General features: G+C 43.4%; 14 protein-coding genes. 13 read left to right on the top strand and 1 reads right to left on the bottom strand.

The window, feature by feature from the left end; genetic code table 11:
* The first annotated feature begins 46 nt into the window (after nt 1-46).
* From H9Y05_RS09060 to H9Y05_RS09070, 3 genes are all read left to right on the top strand, one after another.
* Nucleotides 47-583: a GNAT family N-acetyltransferase gene (locus H9Y05_RS09060; protein ID WP_163492715.1), complete on the top strand. Its 537-nt coding sequence runs from the start codon at nt 47-49 to the stop codon at nt 581-583.
* Between the two features lie 107 nt (nt 584-690).
* Nucleotides 691-1656 carry a hypothetical protein gene (locus tag H9Y05_RS09065; protein ID WP_216714093.1) on the top strand — a complete coding sequence of 322 codons (966 nt, stop codon included), beginning with the start codon at nt 691-693 and terminating at the stop codon, nt 1654-1656.
* 178 nt (nt 1657-1834) lie between these two features.
* Nucleotides 1835-2029: a hypothetical protein gene (locus tag H9Y05_RS09070; protein ID WP_163492713.1), complete on the top strand. Its 195-nt coding sequence runs from the start codon at nt 1835-1837 to the stop codon at nt 2027-2029.
* A gap of 44 nt (nt 2030-2073) precedes the next feature.
* Here H9Y05_RS09070 and H9Y05_RS09075 read toward each other — a convergent pair whose 3' ends face one another.
* Entirely contained in the window at nt 2074-2541 is a 468-nt protein-coding gene (locus H9Y05_RS09075) for a hypothetical protein (protein WP_216714094.1), read from the bottom strand.
* A gap of 238 nt (nt 2542-2779) precedes the next feature.
* On the opposite strand from H9Y05_RS09075, the gene H9Y05_RS09080 reads away from it, so the two are divergent.
* The 10 genes from H9Y05_RS09080 to H9Y05_RS09125 all read left to right on the top strand — a co-directional run bounded on the left by H9Y05_RS09080 (nt 2780) and on the right by H9Y05_RS09125 (nt 15674).
* Nucleotides 2780-3229 carry a GNAT family N-acetyltransferase gene (locus H9Y05_RS09080; protein WP_216714095.1) on the top strand — a complete coding sequence of 150 codons (450 nt, stop codon included), beginning with the start codon at nt 2780-2782 and terminating at the stop codon, nt 3227-3229.
* Nucleotides 3226-3675, top strand: coding sequence for a GNAT family N-acetyltransferase (locus H9Y05_RS09085; protein ID WP_163492711.1), 450 nt, complete (start codon nt 3226-3228; stop codon nt 3673-3675). The genes H9Y05_RS09080 and H9Y05_RS09085 overlap by 4 nt, the downstream gene beginning before the upstream one ends.
* A gap of 41 nt (nt 3676-3716) precedes the next feature.
* On the top strand, nt 3717-3998 hold the full coding sequence (locus H9Y05_RS09090; protein WP_216714096.1) for a hypothetical protein: 282 nt from the start codon (nt 3717-3719) through the stop codon (nt 3996-3998).
* A 46-nt stretch (nt 3999-4044) separates the two neighbouring features.
* Complete coding sequence (locus tag H9Y05_RS09095; RefSeq protein ID WP_163492709.1) at nt 4045-4401, top strand: DUF2200 domain-containing protein; 357 nt, start codon at nt 4045-4047, stop codon at nt 4399-4401.
* Nucleotides 4402-4938: a GNAT family N-acetyltransferase gene (locus H9Y05_RS09100; RefSeq protein WP_235992172.1), complete on the top strand. Its 537-nt coding sequence runs from the start codon at nt 4402-4404 to the stop codon at nt 4936-4938.
* Nucleotides 4939-5112: 174 nt separating this feature from the next.
* A complete protein-coding gene (locus H9Y05_RS09105) occupies nt 5113-6042 on the top strand; it encodes a S41 family peptidase (protein ID WP_216714097.1) in 930 nt (309 codons plus the stop codon).
* A gap of 141 nt (nt 6043-6183) precedes the next feature.
* On the top strand, nt 6184-9522 hold the full coding sequence (secA, locus tag H9Y05_RS09110) for a preprotein translocase subunit SecA (RefSeq protein WP_163492707.1): 3339 nt from the start codon (nt 6184-6186) through the stop codon (nt 9520-9522).
* A gap of 28 nt (nt 9523-9550) precedes the next feature.
* Nucleotides 9551-10363, top strand: a complete 813-nt coding sequence (locus H9Y05_RS09115) for a Rossmann-like and DUF2520 domain-containing protein (protein WP_163492706.1) — start codon at nt 9551-9553, stop codon at nt 10361-10363.
* The gene (locus H9Y05_RS09120) at nt 10360-10878 is read left to right on the top strand and encodes a KdsC family phosphatase (protein WP_216714098.1); all 519 of its coding nucleotides are present in this window, start codon (nt 10360-10362) and stop codon (nt 10876-10878) included. Before H9Y05_RS09115 ends, H9Y05_RS09120 begins: the two co-directional genes overlap by 4 nt.
* Nucleotides 10879-11033: 155 nt before the next feature.
* Nucleotides 11034-15674, top strand: a complete 4641-nt coding sequence (locus H9Y05_RS09125; protein WP_216714099.1) for a PKD-like domain-containing protein — start codon at nt 11034-11036, stop codon at nt 15672-15674.
* Nucleotides 15675-15764: the final 90 nt, after the last annotated feature.

Below are 15764 nucleotides of genomic sequence, written 5' to 3' on the forward strand. Positions count from 1 at the left end.
CGGAACCATAACTGGTTGGAATTAGCCCTAAACCCTGATTGGAATAATGAAATACATACTGGAGACAAATCGATTGCTGTTGAGAGAACTTACTCCGAATGATGCAGAATGGTTTTACAGGTTAAATAGTAATCCCAATGTCATAAAGTACACCGGGAATACAGCATTTAAATCAATAACCGAAGCAAAGGACTTTCTTGAAAATTATTCTGATTATGCGTTGAATGGTTATGGGAGGTGGGCTGTCCTTCATAAATCAACGGGCAAAAATCTGGGTTGGTGTGGGCTAAAATACGACGCGGTAAATAATGAAACAGACATCGGGTTTCGTTTCTTTGAAGAAGAATGGAACAATGGATATGCAACCGAAAGCGCCGTCGCTTGTATAATGTATGGATTTGAAAAATTCGAATTGACACGAATCATCGGAAGGACGATGAAAGAAAATAGCAATTCTGTCAACGTGCTTGAGAAATTGGGAATGATTTACAAAGAAATGTTTGACTTCGACGGGCAGACAGGAGTGATTTATGAGCTCACACAACAGGATTTCAAGCAAAAAAGTATAAATCACAAGCCATAATCTCTTACAAATACCAGCAGAAAAGTAAAAATCCGTCCGATTCATTTATTTTTGCATAGCAGTATGCCTTTTTAAATACGGGATTTGCATACGTTATTAAAGTTGTTATGAAGAAGATAATCACATGTTTCCTGATTTGTATTTCTGGCTTTTCACATGCACAAAACATCAGTATACAAACAGCAAAAAAGCAGAGCCTTACCGGACCAGTTAAGTCTGTTTCAGAAAAATCAGTGATGCTTCCGGAAGAAGGTGAACCGTATGAACTTTTGCGCAATTACACGGAATATAACAAAGAAGGAAATCAGGTGGTGCATAAATCCATCACAAACATATATGAACAGACATTTTCCCTGACTTCAACAACCTATACCGAAACACAGCAATTGCTGGAAGTGAACATGTATGAAGACACTACATTGATTGAAACAAGACGTTATGAATACGATGCTGAAAACCGTGTAACAAAAGAATCCATGTACAAAGGGAACGGTTATTTATTTCAAAAATCCGTTTTTTCCTACGATGCTTCCGGAAACCTGTCCGAAATGCAATTGTGGAGTTCCGATACCTATTTTGTGCTGAAACAACTCTACGAGTACGATCAAAACGGAAACCGACTGAGTTTAAAAAATTACACCAATGAGCAGGTGCTCTCCTACGAATACACCTATGAATACGGCGGCAATAACAACAAAACAAAAATGGTGTATCAAAAATTAAAGTCTCCGATTATTCAGACAACCAACTATACATACAACAAAAAGAACGAATTGATCAAACTCGAACGTTACGACAACGACAAGTTAGTGCATACCATGGAGTACGTCTACAATGAACAAGGAATTGTGACAGAAACAATCAACCGTGGAATTTCCTCACAGTTTAAGACCGTTGCCCGATTTGATGAAAAAGGTTCACCCATTGAAACCCTCGAATATAAAACTGATGAGTTGACCGTCCGGCAGGTGAATTCGTACGAATACGATTCTCAAGGTAACTGGACAAAACGATCCAATTCATACAACGGAGAATCGCCCAGTATAACAGTGCGGGAAATTGTGTATTATTAGCAATAAAAGGTTTATGAACACTGTTATTTTCCCAATAGTAGTTCTCGCTTCCCCCTCTAAGAGAGGACTGAAGGGGAGGAATTTTTACTCTACCAAATAGAAACAACTACTAAAACAATTTGATAGTTTCTCAATTTTTAGTTAACTTCGTTACCATCCAACTAATTGTTAATCCATTATGAAAAAATTTCACCCGTTTTTCAGCATCGGAACCATCGGAATGGTAGTTGCTGCTTGTTTGCACATCTTTTTAGCATGGGGACTGTCATTAACAGGTGTCCATATGTCGTTTATGGTGCTTTACACACTGTTTTCAGGATTCCTGATGATGGGGGTTGCACTGACGCTAAAAGCACAGAAAGAAGCAAACTAATCTGATTTACTGTTTGGGCTCCTTCGATTGAAAATATACCTCAATCATCTCAAAAAGTCAGAAATAATGATGTTAAATCTGTTTACTTCTATACGATACCAGCACCAAATCAATAAATCGATCGGTATCAAGATACATATGAGCAGTAAAATTCGCTGCCACCAAACTCCTTCAATCGGATAGTTAAAAACGCTTAAATGAGGGAAAAATAATATTCCGCAAATAATACTCAAATGCAGGAAGACAAGCAGTAGGTACCATAGTTCAGAAAATTTTATTTTCACATGTACCATTGTGCGATTCTCTGACAGTTGTACAAGTTTTATATGAGCATCTGGTACAATCCGTACATTTTCAAATGGTTTTGCACGACGGGACAGAACAAATTTATCGTAATTAAACTCACCTGAATAGGCTAGCTCACCGGCAAAAAAGTTATTTTGTTTCATCACATACGTTCCGACAAATGTCTTTTTCAACCGATCGTTTAGATCAGCAATAGGCTGGTTCACCTCAAATTGTTTCCTTCGTAACGTAAAACATTATCTTGATTTGCTACATGAATTCGTTCAATGCAGAAACTTGATAAAATTACTATTTTTAATGTCCACAACGAAAAATTATAAAAAAACAGAAAAATTAAGAACCCTTCAAATCAATAGAAAAAGGTAATTATGATACTACTACATAGGAGTAGTTCTATGATTAAATCTACCTGATTCTATCTATTTTTGTAGCAAAACAGCATAAATGAGCATTCACATCCAACCGTACAAAACTGAATACAGAGAAGAGCTGCTTTCTGTGTGGGAAAAATCCGTTGTAGCCACCCATCATTTCCTGAAAACGGAAGATTTCCTGGAAATCAAGCAATTTCTCCGGGAGTTTGATTTTGAAACCATCACCGTTTTCTGCCTGCTGGAAGAAACAAAAGTTGTCGGATTTATCGGTATTGAAAACGCAAAAATCGAAATGTTATTTTTAGATCCTGCCCACAGCAGACAAGGATGGGGAACGCGGTTAACAGCATTTGCAATTGAACAGTTCGGAGTCAATCGTGTTGATGTAAATGAACAAAATACAGCAGCAAAACACTTTTATGAAAAGCAAGGGTTCGAAGTCGTTGAACGAACAGAAAAAGATGATCTGGGAAAAGATTATCCTTTGCTGAGAATGCAATTAAAAAACAAGAACAAATGAACATAATCTCCGTTAGAGAGTATCCTGAATACGAACAAAAAGCCATTCAGTACCTGCAAACCAGTTGGCCGGAAGTGGCTCCTGTCATTTATGCAGATTGTATTTCCAATTGCCTGCATGCCGAACAACCATTACCACAATGGTACCTGTTGGAAAAAGAAGGGCAAATAATCGGCTGTGCAGGCCTGATTACCAATGATTTTATCAGCAGAATGGACCTGTATCCCTGGCTGTGCGCACTGTTTATCGATGAACAACACCGTGGAAATAATTACGCCTCCCTGCTCATTGAACACGCAAAAAAAGACACGAAAAAGTTCGGTTTTTCGACCTTGAATCTCTCTACCGATCACATCGGATATTATGAGAAATTGGGGTTTGAGTACATCGGACAAGGATACCATCCGTGGGAAGAAGAATCACGGATTTACCAGGTGAAGGTGTAAAAGAATAGTAGTTTTATCATTGATATAAACCAACTGGCAAGATGAATGAACAAGCATTACAACAGCAACACGCGAATAATTGCGCTCAATTGAAAAAACTAATCTACTCCTGGCACCTTATTCCTGCAGCTTCGCCAAATGAGTTTGAGCGCTTGGCCAATACATTATTGAATCAGTTATATCAAGCTGCTGACCAACATAAAATCGAACGGGTACTATCAGGTGAACTTACTGTAGTATACGGTATGCATTCATCAGAATTTGATGCTCAAAAGCACACGGAATCTATCTTCAGCTGGTGGAAAGAAAATAAGAACCGGTAACACCCTTTTTTCAGTAACTTTAAATCCAAATCCAAGACGCAATCACATGAAAAGTAATAATACACGTGTTTACAAAATGTCATTTGCAGGTGTCTACCCGCATTACATCCACAAAGCGGAGAAAAAAGGACGGACAAAGGAAGAAGTAGACGAAATTATTTTCTGGCTGACGGGCTACGATCAGCAAACATTTCAACAACACCTGGATGCGAAAACCGATTTTGAAAACTTCTTTGCTCAGGCACCCCGGATCAATCCGAATGCAGCGAAAATTACAGGAGTTATCTGCGGTTACCGGGTAGAAGAAATTGAAGACAAACTAATGCAACAGATTCGCTACCTGGACAAACTGGTTGATGAGTTGGCGAAAGGAAAAGCAATGGAGAAAATTCTGAGAACGTAAATGAGACAGCCAACAATGCACATAACAATCCGGCAAGAACGAATCAACGACCAGGCAGAAGTATACGAAATCAATACGCTGGCATTCGGACAGGAAAACGAAGCTATACTGGTCGACCGGTTGCGAAAAAGTCCTTCATTTATACCTGAACTTTCCCTGGTTGCCACCATTGATGACCAACCGACAGGACACATTCTCTTCTCAAAAATCTACATCATTGACAGTAACCGGAACAAAGTTGAAAGTCTGGCACTTGCTCCAATGGCTGTGAAACCGGAGTTTCAACGACAAGGTATTGGCGGGCAGCTCATTCAAGCAGGACTCAACAAAGCACGTGAACTGAAGTACGCATCCGTTATTGTGTTGGGGCACGAACACTACTATCCGAAATTCGGTTTTTTGCCTGCGGAAAAATGGGGAATTCATGCTCCGTATGATGTCCCTTCGTCTTTTTTCATGGCATTGGAGTTGATTCCGGACGGACTGAAAGGTGTGCATGGAATGGTAAGCTACCCGGAGGAATTTGATGGGGTGTAATCACTGAATTGTACGTTTAGGAATACAAGAACTACCGTTCAAATAGCAGAATGTCAGTCACCTCTTTCATAAATTTGCTTTATGTTTACACAATCCGAAAGCACATTCATCTTGCCCGGTTGTCTGGTAAAACCACTACGATTAGTTGTATGCAAACACATAAAATTCAATAAAATGAAAACCAACGTACGCATTTTTCTGCTCGTTTTTAGCTCCTTCTCCCTATTCGCGCAAGAAAAAAAACAGTTGACCAACCCGGAAACGGATGCATTTATCAATCAACTGTCTGCAAATCTGCAGCAGACGTATTTTAACGCTGAAAAAGCAAAAGAATTAAGTACTGTCTTGAAACAAAAACTAAAGAAAAAAGAATTGTACAACATACCTCGCGATTCATTGACCAAAAAACTGACACTGCTTTTACAAGAAAAAACCAATGACATTCATTTTTATGTCGGGCAACACGTTCCGGAGAAACAACGGCCAAAGCAGTACTTTAACGGCGGCTTCACGGAAGTGAAAATAATGGACAACAACATCGGGTACATCAAATGGGATCGGTGCATTGCAGATGATGCAGCATTCAAAAAGATCAAAAGTGCACTGGTATTTTTGGAAGGAGTAGATTATTTAATCATCGATATTTCAACCAATCCCGGAGGGGACGGACGAAGCGGCGGTTTTATCAATCAACATCTCTATGCAGATCCCGCCTATCAAAATTTACTGCTGAAAAAATGTGTAGGAGAAGAATCCTGGTATCAAAGTGAAGTTCCCTACAATTACTCGGACGCACCTAAATTCTATTCAACCCCTGTGTATATCATTACCTCCGGAAATACAGGGTCGGCCGCCGAATACTTTGCATTCATCGCACAGGAAACAGGCAGGGCAACGATTCTCGGAACAACAACCGCCGGTGCAGGAAACCCGGTGACAATGGTAACGATGGACGATTTTTTCGTCTACATCCCGGTTTGCGAAATTAAGACACAAGACGGAAAATCCATCGAAGCAAAAGGTGTTGTCCCTGACGTACTGCTTTCTTCCGACAACTGGCTGGATGAAACGATCAACTACATTATCCGTCAGAAAAATAAGTAATGAGAGAAAAACGACCTGTCATTCTGTCAGAAAAATGAAAGTGGAATGATTTATGACTGTACCGTTGAAAATTAACGAGAGTTTTTCACCACAGAAGCACGAAAATATCTTATTTTTGGCTTCCATTAAAATTAAGGTACAATGTTATCAAGCTTATTAAAAAAGATTATCGGAGATAAATCTGTTAAAGACCGTAAAGAATATCAACCATACATAGACAAAGCGCGTTCTTTTCAGGACCAGTTCAAGTCAATTTCGGATGATGAATTAAGAGCTAAAACAGTCGGGTTTCAGAACCTGGTGAAACAACAGATTCAACCATTGGAAGATGAAGTAGCCGAATTGAAGGCAAAGGTGGAAAACAAAGACCTGTCAATTACGGATAAAGAAGCATTGTACGACAAAATTGATTCGATGACCAAAGTCATTGATGAAAAAATTGAAGAAACATTAACGACGATCTTACCGGAAGCATTTGCTGTTGTTGTTGAAACGGCGCGAAGATGGGCAGAAAACGGAAAACTGGTTGTAACCACACAAGATTTTGACCGTGAATTAGCTGCACGAAAAGACGGAATTACAATCGACGGAGATACTGCTACATGGCACAACAAATGGACAGCAGCCGGAGCAGAAATTACCTGGAACATGGTTCACTATGATGTGCAGTTGATGGGTGGAGCCGTGCTGCATACCGGTAAAATTTCCGAAATGCAAACAGGGGAAGGAAAAACATTGGTGGCAACGCTTCCTGTTTACCTCAACGCATTGTCAGGAAAAGGAGTACACGTGGTAACTGTCAATGACTACCTGGCAAAACGTGACTCTGAGTGGATGGGACCACTGTACCAGTTCCACGGGTTAGTTGTTGATTGTATCGACAAGCACCGTCCGAATTCCGCAGAAAGAAGAAAAGCATACAAAGCAGATATCACATTTGGTACCAACAATGAATTTGGTTTTGACTACCTGCGTGACAACATGTCAGGGCATCCGGATGAATTGGTACAACAAAAACACCATTTTGCAATCGTCGATGAGGTCGATTCCGTATTGATTGACGATGCGCGTACCCCATTGATCATTTCAGGGCCAACTCCGAAAGGTGACGAACACGAGTTTCATCAATTAAAGCCGCGTGTTGAAAACATTGTTGCGGCACAACGCCAGTATGTAAACCAATGTCTGGCGGACGCGAAAAAAATGCTGACCGTGATTCAGGATGGATTCGAAGACAAAAAGAACGGAAAAGAGATGCTGGAGCAGGGAGGAATCGCATTGCTTCGTGCACACAGAGGATTACCGAAGAATAAAGCATTAATCAAATACCTTTCCGAACCGGGAATCAAAGCACACCTTCAGAAAACAGAAAATTTCTACATGCAGGAGCAAGGAAAACGCATGAAAGAAATTGACAAAGAGTTGTTTTTCGTCATCGATGAGAAACAAAATACAATTGAATTAACAGACAAAGGAATTGACCTGATCTCAGGAAAAGACGACAGAGACTTCTTCGTCATGCCGGATATCGGGTTGCAAATTGCTGCATTGACAAAAGAAAACCTTCCTGCTGAACAATTCCAGGAACGAAAAGCAGATGTCATCCGTGATTACAGTATCAAATCAGAACGTATTCACTCGGTAAGCCAGTTATTGAAAGCGTATACGCTCTTCGAGAAAGAAGTAGAATACGTAATCATCGACGGAAAAATCAAAATCGTTGACGAGTCGACAGGGCGAATCATGGAAGGTCGCCGTTATTCCGATGGTTTGCACCAGGCAATCGAGGCAAAAGAAAATGTAACGGTAGAGGCGGCAACACAAACATACGCGACAATTACGTTGCAAAACTACTTCCGTATGTACCACAAACTGGCTGGTATGACCGGAACAGCGGAAACAGAAGCAAAAGAATTCTGGGACATCTACAAATTGGATGTAGTGGTGATCCCGACCAACAAGCCGATCCTGAGAAAAGACCAGAACGACCTGGTATTCAAAACAGCACGTGAGAAATTCTCGGCAGTTATTTCAGAAACGGAAAAATTAGTTGCACAAGGTCGCCCGGTATTGGTGGGTACAACAACGGTTGAAATTTCCGAATTACTGAGCCGTATGCTGCAAATGAAAGGCATCAAACACAATGTATTGAATGCCAAGCAGCACCAGAAAGAAGCCGAAATCGTTTCGGAAGCAGGTAAAGCAGGAGCGGTAACAATCGCAACAAACATGGCCGGTCGTGGTACCGATATCAAATTGGGGGAAGGAGTGAAAGAAGCCGGAGGTTTGGCAATCATCGCAACGGAACGACACGATTCCCGCCGTGTGGACAGACAGTTGAGAGGACGTTCCGGACGTCAGGGAGATCCGGGTTCTTCCCAATTCTTTGTGTCACTGGAAGACGACCTGATGCGCAAATTCGGTTCCGAGCGCATTGCGAAGTTGATGGACCGAATGGGATTGAAAGAGGGAGAAGTCATCACCCACTCAATGGTTTCCAAATCAATTGAGCGTGCTCAGAAAAAAGTGGAAGAAAACAACTTCGGAATGCGTAAACGTCTCCTCGAATACGATGACGTGATGAACGCACAACGAAAAGCAATCTATAAAAAGCGAAAAAATGCGTTGTTCGGAGAACGCCTGGATGTCGATGTCGATAACATGTTCTACGATACGGCTGAACACATCGTTACCTCTTACTGGAAAGGGAATTTTGAAGAATTTGAAAACGAATTACTGCGCGATTTAAGCATCCAGGCCCCGGTTACCAAAGAAGAATTTGCCGCGGCAGACCAGGTAACACTTACGGAAAAAGTATACATGGCAATGATTCGTCGTTACAACGACAAGAACGAACGCATTGTCAACCTTTGCTGGCCGCAAATCAAATACGTACAGGAAAATGAATCCAATCGTTACAAGACAATGGCGATTCCGTTAACAGACGGGCGGCGTATGATGCAGGTTGGTGTTCAATTAGAAGATGCTTACAATGCGGAAGGAAGAAACATTCCGAAGCAATTGGAAAAAGCCATCGTTCTCGGAATTATTGACAACGAGTGGAAAGAGCACCTGCGTGAAATGGACGACTTGCGCTCTGCGGTTAACAACGCACAATACGAGCAAAAAGATCCGTTGTTGGTCTACAAACTGGAATCGTTCGAACTGTTCAAATCCATGTTGAACCGTCTGAATAAAGAAGCAGTTGAATTGTTGATGAAACTGGACCTGGAGATTGAAAATAAAGTAGAGGCTTCTGCAAAGGAAATCCGCCAGGAAAACCAGTACGCCAAACAAACAACCAGCTCTGCCGAAGCTCCTCAAAAAATTGAAGGAAGTCAGGGATATCAGCAAGCCGTTCAGAACTCTGTCAATCAACCCGTGAAACAAGCTCCTGTTGTCGCAGAAGATAAGATCGGAAGAAACGAACCTTGTCCATGCGGAAGCGGTAAAAAATACAAACAGTGTCACGGTAAATAAATACGGAATATTGAATACTGAATATTGAATGATGAATGCTATTCAATATTCAGTATTCATCATTTATAATTCAACAGTCGGAGTGACAACAGTGGGTATCATCGGATCGGGAAATGTTGCATGGCATTTAACACGGGGATTAAACAGTGCCGCCGGAGTCGAAATCGCATGGGTATATAGCAGAAATCACACAACACGTGATGAACTTGCACATTTTTTTGATGTACCTGTAGCAGGAACTCTCCTCCCCGCCCCTACTGACCTGGTATTGATTTGTGTCAACGATGATTCAGTTCAAAGCATGCTCGATCTGCTTCCGGAAGAAACGAACGTCGCCTATACCTCCGGAACTGTTTCCCTGGAAAAACTGCATGTAAAACAAAAAAATTGCGGGGTGTTTTACCCACTTCAGTCATTTACCCGAAAGGCGCCTGTTGACCTGGAAAACGTACCGTTTCTCATTGAGGCAACCACTCCGGAATATGCACTGGAACTGGAACAAATTGCACAAAAACTGAGTACCAATGTCCGACAGATGAATTCGGAACAACGAAGGCAATTACACATTGCTGCCGTATTTTCCAATAATTTTGTCAATCACTTATTATTCCTGGCTCAGGAACACCTGAAAGACCGACACATACCCGCAGAATTACTGCAACCATTGATCGCGGAAACCATCCGAAAAGCAGCGGAACTGGGACCTTTTCATGCACAAAGCGGACCAGCCAGACGTTTTGACGAACAAACCATTCAAACGCATTTATCCGAATTACACGGATTGCCCAAAGAAATTTATTCCCTCATCACCGAAAGTATCAAGAAAACATATTCCACATGATGACTTACAAAGAACGACTGAATTACATTACCACCTTTATTTTTGACATTGATGGCGTACTGACCAACGGAGATGTTACCATTCACAAAGATGAAATCGTTCGTACACTAAACAGCCGTGACGGGTTTGCCATGCAACTGGCTGCTAAAATGGGATTCAATGTGTTTATCATTTCAGGAGGGAGTTCCGAACCTGTAAAAGAACGCTTGCTTCACCTGGGAGTAAAAGAAGTGTTTCTCCGCGCCTCCAACAAAGTAACGGTCTACAATGAACTGACCGAACGGTACGGACTCCGCAATGAAGAAATTTTATACATGGGAGACGACCTCCCGGATTACAAGGTAATGCAACTCGTGGGATGTGCCACTTGTCCGCAGGATGCCGCCATAGAAATAAAAGAAATCTCGCATTACCAATCTCCGTTTTACGGAGGTCGGTTCGCTGTGCGTGATATCATTGAGCAAACACTTCGTGTACAGGAAAAATGGCTGACGGAACACGCATTTGAATGGTAAAGAAAAAAGAAGCATCCAACTGCTAATCTTCGCTGAAAACGCGGAAAAATTCAATTGGTTTGCCACTATGCAAATTCATAATTAAAAAAGCCGGATAGATGTTAACACAAAAAGTATAATGTGTTAATTTTATAGTAGACTACACATCTATCCATATGAAAACAAGCTATTTAAAAAGCACTCTTGATTCAACATTCCGCATAATTGTCTGCTCTGTATGGTTGATGATCTGCGGACATCTTTCCGTGTATGCACAAACAGAAGCATCCGGGATGGATTCAAGACCCAATAATTACACATCGTTTGGAGTAAACAGGTTATCTTCTCCCCAATCACTGCCGTATAATGCTCCGTGTACCGAATGTGAAGAAGATCTTTCTGCACGGACCGAATTTACCAAGACATATTACGGGAAAGGAAAAAACGCAGACAAGATTTATACGCAATCCGGATATTCTCCGCTCCACATTAAAGACGCAAGAGGAAACTGGATCACTTTTGACAGCAGATTGCGGAAACAGGCTCCGGGACTTTACACTGCACCAGACCAGCACTCGCCTGTAACAATTGATTTGAATGCAGGTAGCAGCAGCGTACGCAATGCAGACGGGGAAATTCATTTCAACAACCGGCCTGAACTGCTCTGGAAAACAGATACGGAGATAAAATCGTTAGGAAAAGCCGATTTCAGCAACCACACAGCCGGGGATGACGGAGTCTATGTCACCAATGTGTGGCCGGGAATCGACATGGAAATGCGCGTATTAATGGGCGCATTGAAAACCAATTTCATTCTCAAAAACAGACCTTCACAACAATCCGGAATGTTCATTATCCGGGATGAACTACAGCTCTCCGGCGGACTGAAACTGCAAAAAAATGAAGGTGAACTGCAAATTGTAACGGCTACCGGAACAGAAGCATTCACCATTGCGACCTGTGTCGGACATGACAGCCATCCGGGCAGAGACAACGGCATTCAAATCTTTGATTACGCACTGAACGGCAACACTGTTGACATCTTATTACCACTTGAAGTATTGAAATCTCCTGATCTTGTATATCCGTACACCATTGACCCGCTGGTAAACTCTGCCAACACACTGGCACAGGCTTCCATCACCGGATCGGGATATGGTGCTACCTGTTTTTCAAATTACTGTTCATATAACCTTACTGTTCCTACACCTGCGAACGCTGTTATTGTGGATGCCCTGTGGTCATTCAACTACATTGCATCCGGACTGTGCTGGACATCAGACGGAGCGGTTACTTTTGCAACCGGAGCATGTGTAAGCCCGAATCAGGCAGGGTATTATTGGTTTTGTAACGGAATTGGCTCGGGAACATGTACCGGAAATAACATTTCACTTTTCTCTCATGTCAGCTCGTGTCTTCCCGCGCCTTCCTGCGCACCGCAAAACGTGAGCTTTTCCATGCGCTTTTACCGGTGTTACAGTTCCGGAGGATGCAGCAATACATGTATCGGAGCAGCGTCCCCCTGGACAATGACACTTGTCGGAAGAACATTGGAACATACCAACCCGACCAATCCGATAACGGTCTCTTCTACCAGTGTATGCCAGGGACAAAGCATCAATGCATCAACGGCAGGATCGTATGGTGTTCCTCCGTATACATACAACTGGAGTCTAAGCCCGACCGGGACACCATCTGCAGGTACAGGCAGTAGTGCAAGCATTACTTTTCCGACGGCAGGAAGCCAAACCTTGTATGCCACAACGACAGACGCATGCGGGCAACAAGTAACAAGTTCGGTTGCAATTACAGTCAATCCGGGACCTTCGGTTACAGCAGCACCCAACCCGGTCAATCTCTGTAGCGGTGCAACAACGGGAATTGCGCTGACATCAACACCAACAGGAGCAACATTTAACTGGACGACAACACCGACGAATGTTTCGGGATCAGCTGCAGGAAGTGGCAATACAATCAGTCAGACGCTTACCGCAACAGGAGCAACACCCGGAACAGTCGTATACAATGTCACAGCAACGGCAAATGGGTGTACGTCTCCACCGGCAACTGTCAATGTAACTGTCAACCCGATACCAACAATTGTTGTAACACCTGCCACCCAAACGATTTGCAGTGGTTCCTCAACATCACTGGCATTAAGTTCGCCTGTTGCAGGAGCGGCTTTTAACTGGACAGCTACCAATTCCAACACCAGCGGAGGAGGAACAGGTTCCGGAACCACAATCAGTGAAACCCTTACCAATGTAGACGGAATCAATAACGGTACAACAACGTATTCAATCACGGCATCGGCAAATACCTGCTCGGGTGCCCCTGTCAATGCTGTCGTTACTGTCAACCCCTCTCAAAATGCAGGTTTTACTTACTCACCGTCATCCATTTGCATCACTGCTTCAAATCCGACTCCCACATTGAGCGCTCCTTCCGTAACAGGTACATTTTCAGGAACAGGAGTTGTGTTTACAAATGCCGCAACGGGGACTATTGATCTGGCAGCTACGGGAGCCGGTAACTATACAATCAGCTACACCACTTCAGGGCCATGCCCGGCCACACAAACACAGAATATAACGATTTCCAATGCCCCGGATGCATCTTTCAGCTATGCATCTCCTTTCTGTCAGAATGCGACGAACCCGGCTCCTCAGTTAAATCCCGGAGCGGTGAACGGCGTGTATTCTGCATCTTCTCCCAATCTGGTCATTAACAGTACGACAGGTGTGATTAATTTAGCAGGTTCAACACCCGGAACATATACCGTTACCAATACAATTGCCGCAAGTGGCGGATGTAGCGCCACCAGCCAGACCGCATCGGTAACCATCTCAGCCGTTCCGACGGCCACACTTTCAGGAGGAGGAAGCTATTGCCAGGGAGGCGCCGTTCCAACTGCTTCCATCCAACTCACAGGAACAGGACCCTGGACGGTTGGCATCACCAATGGATCAACCCCTCAGACATTGACGGTTACCAGTTCTCCATATGTCTATACACCAGCCGGTCCGGGAACATATACCTTAACATCCGTCAGCAATGCAAATTGTTCGGGAACAGTATCCGGATCTGCAACTGTGACACTGAACCCGACACCATCTGTGAATCCGATGTCTCCGGTTACTGCCTGTGCCAATAGTACGGTAACTGTACCAGCCTTCACAGGAACTCCTGCAGGAACGACATTTACCTGGACGAATTCATCTACGCAGATCGGACTTGGGGCAAGTGGCGGGGGAAATGTTAACAATTTTACTGCAACCAATACAACAACGGCCCCTATTTCAGGTCAGATTACTGTAACACCAACCCTAAACGGATGCACGGGAACCCCCGTCAATTTTACAATTACCATCAACCCGAAACCAACACCTATCATCACCGGAACAACGACTTATTGCGCGGGAGTCCCTGCCTCCCCCCTGACTGCAAATCCTTCTTCCGGAGGGCAGATTACCTGGTACAGTAATCCCGGTCTGACAACCGTCGTTGGAAATGGTACTACATATACACCACCATCTACTGTGGGGACAACCACCTATTATATGACGGAGAATTTCAACGGTTGTATTTCGAATGCCGTTCCTGTTACTGTGACAGTGAATCCGCTTCCAACAGTCAATGCAGGAAATGATCAAACGCTCTGCGCCAGTACACCTGTCGTCCTGACGGGAAGCGGGGCCGTTTCATACACCTGGAACAACGGAGTCACCAACGGGCAACCATTTACACAAGCTCCCGGAAGCGTCACTTATACCGTTACGGGTACAAATGCGAATGGCTGTAGCAATACCGATCAGGTAACCATCACAACAATCGACAGCCCTGCATTAAGCGTTGCCAATACACAACATGTTACCTGCTTCGGATTGGCAAACGGATCGGCAACGGTCACTGTTACCGGAGGAATTGCCCCATACACCTACAACTGGTCTCCATCCGGAGGAACAGGAGCAACAGCCTCAGGCCTTCAGGCAGGAACATATACTGTTACTGTAACGGATAATGTCGGCTGCTCAGATAATACACTTATCACCATTACACAGCCCGGTCAGTTAACTGTAACTCCTTCTGTCGTTGATTACAGTTGTGGTATAACAGATGGAGAAATTGCACTGTCTGTAACAGGCGGCACCGGACCGTATTCGTACAACTGGTCTCCGAATGTCAGCACATCCAACACGGCAATCGGATTAAGCGGTGGTAATTATTCCATCATCGTCACCGATGCACAGGGATGCAACCAAACAACTCAGGTAACGGTTGATGTCATTGAAAGCGATCTCATCTCGATTTATGCAGATGCCTATATGGTCAATGAAGGGGAATCTACCGGGCTGTATGCAGAACCGGCTCCGGGGCTCGTGTATGACAGTGTCGTATGGTCGCCTGCAACCGGTTTAAGTTGTACAACCTGCCTCAATCCTACCGCCACTCCGAGTACCCCGACAACGTATTATGCGACGATTTACACTCCTGACGGGTGTGTTGATACCGATACGTTGATGGTATCCATCAGCATTCCGTGCGGGGAGGTATTCATTCCAACCATCTTTTCGCCGAACGGAGACGGATTAAACGATTTCCTATGTGTAAAAGGTCCGTGTATTGTTCTGTTGGAGTTAACCATCTATGACAGATGGGGAGAAATGGTGTTCTATACAGACAAAAAAGACATCTGTTGGGACGGGTACTTCCGGGGAAGACCTGCACAATCCGGTGTGTATGTATACAAAGCAACTGTTACACTGGATGATGGTAAAAAATTGACCGATTCAGGAAGTATTACTGTGACGAGGTAATTAACAAACGTTTTGTTCTAAGTATTTTTACCGCAGATTCTCGGGTTAAAAGGAAGCAATAGATGGACAATGGTACGGATGAATGATCAA

The organism is Taishania pollutisoli (assembly GCF_014518315.1).
In the GTDB taxonomy this organism is placed as follows: Bacteria; Bacteroidota; Bacteroidia; order Flavobacteriales_D; family Crocinitomicaceae; genus Taishania; species Taishania pollutisoli.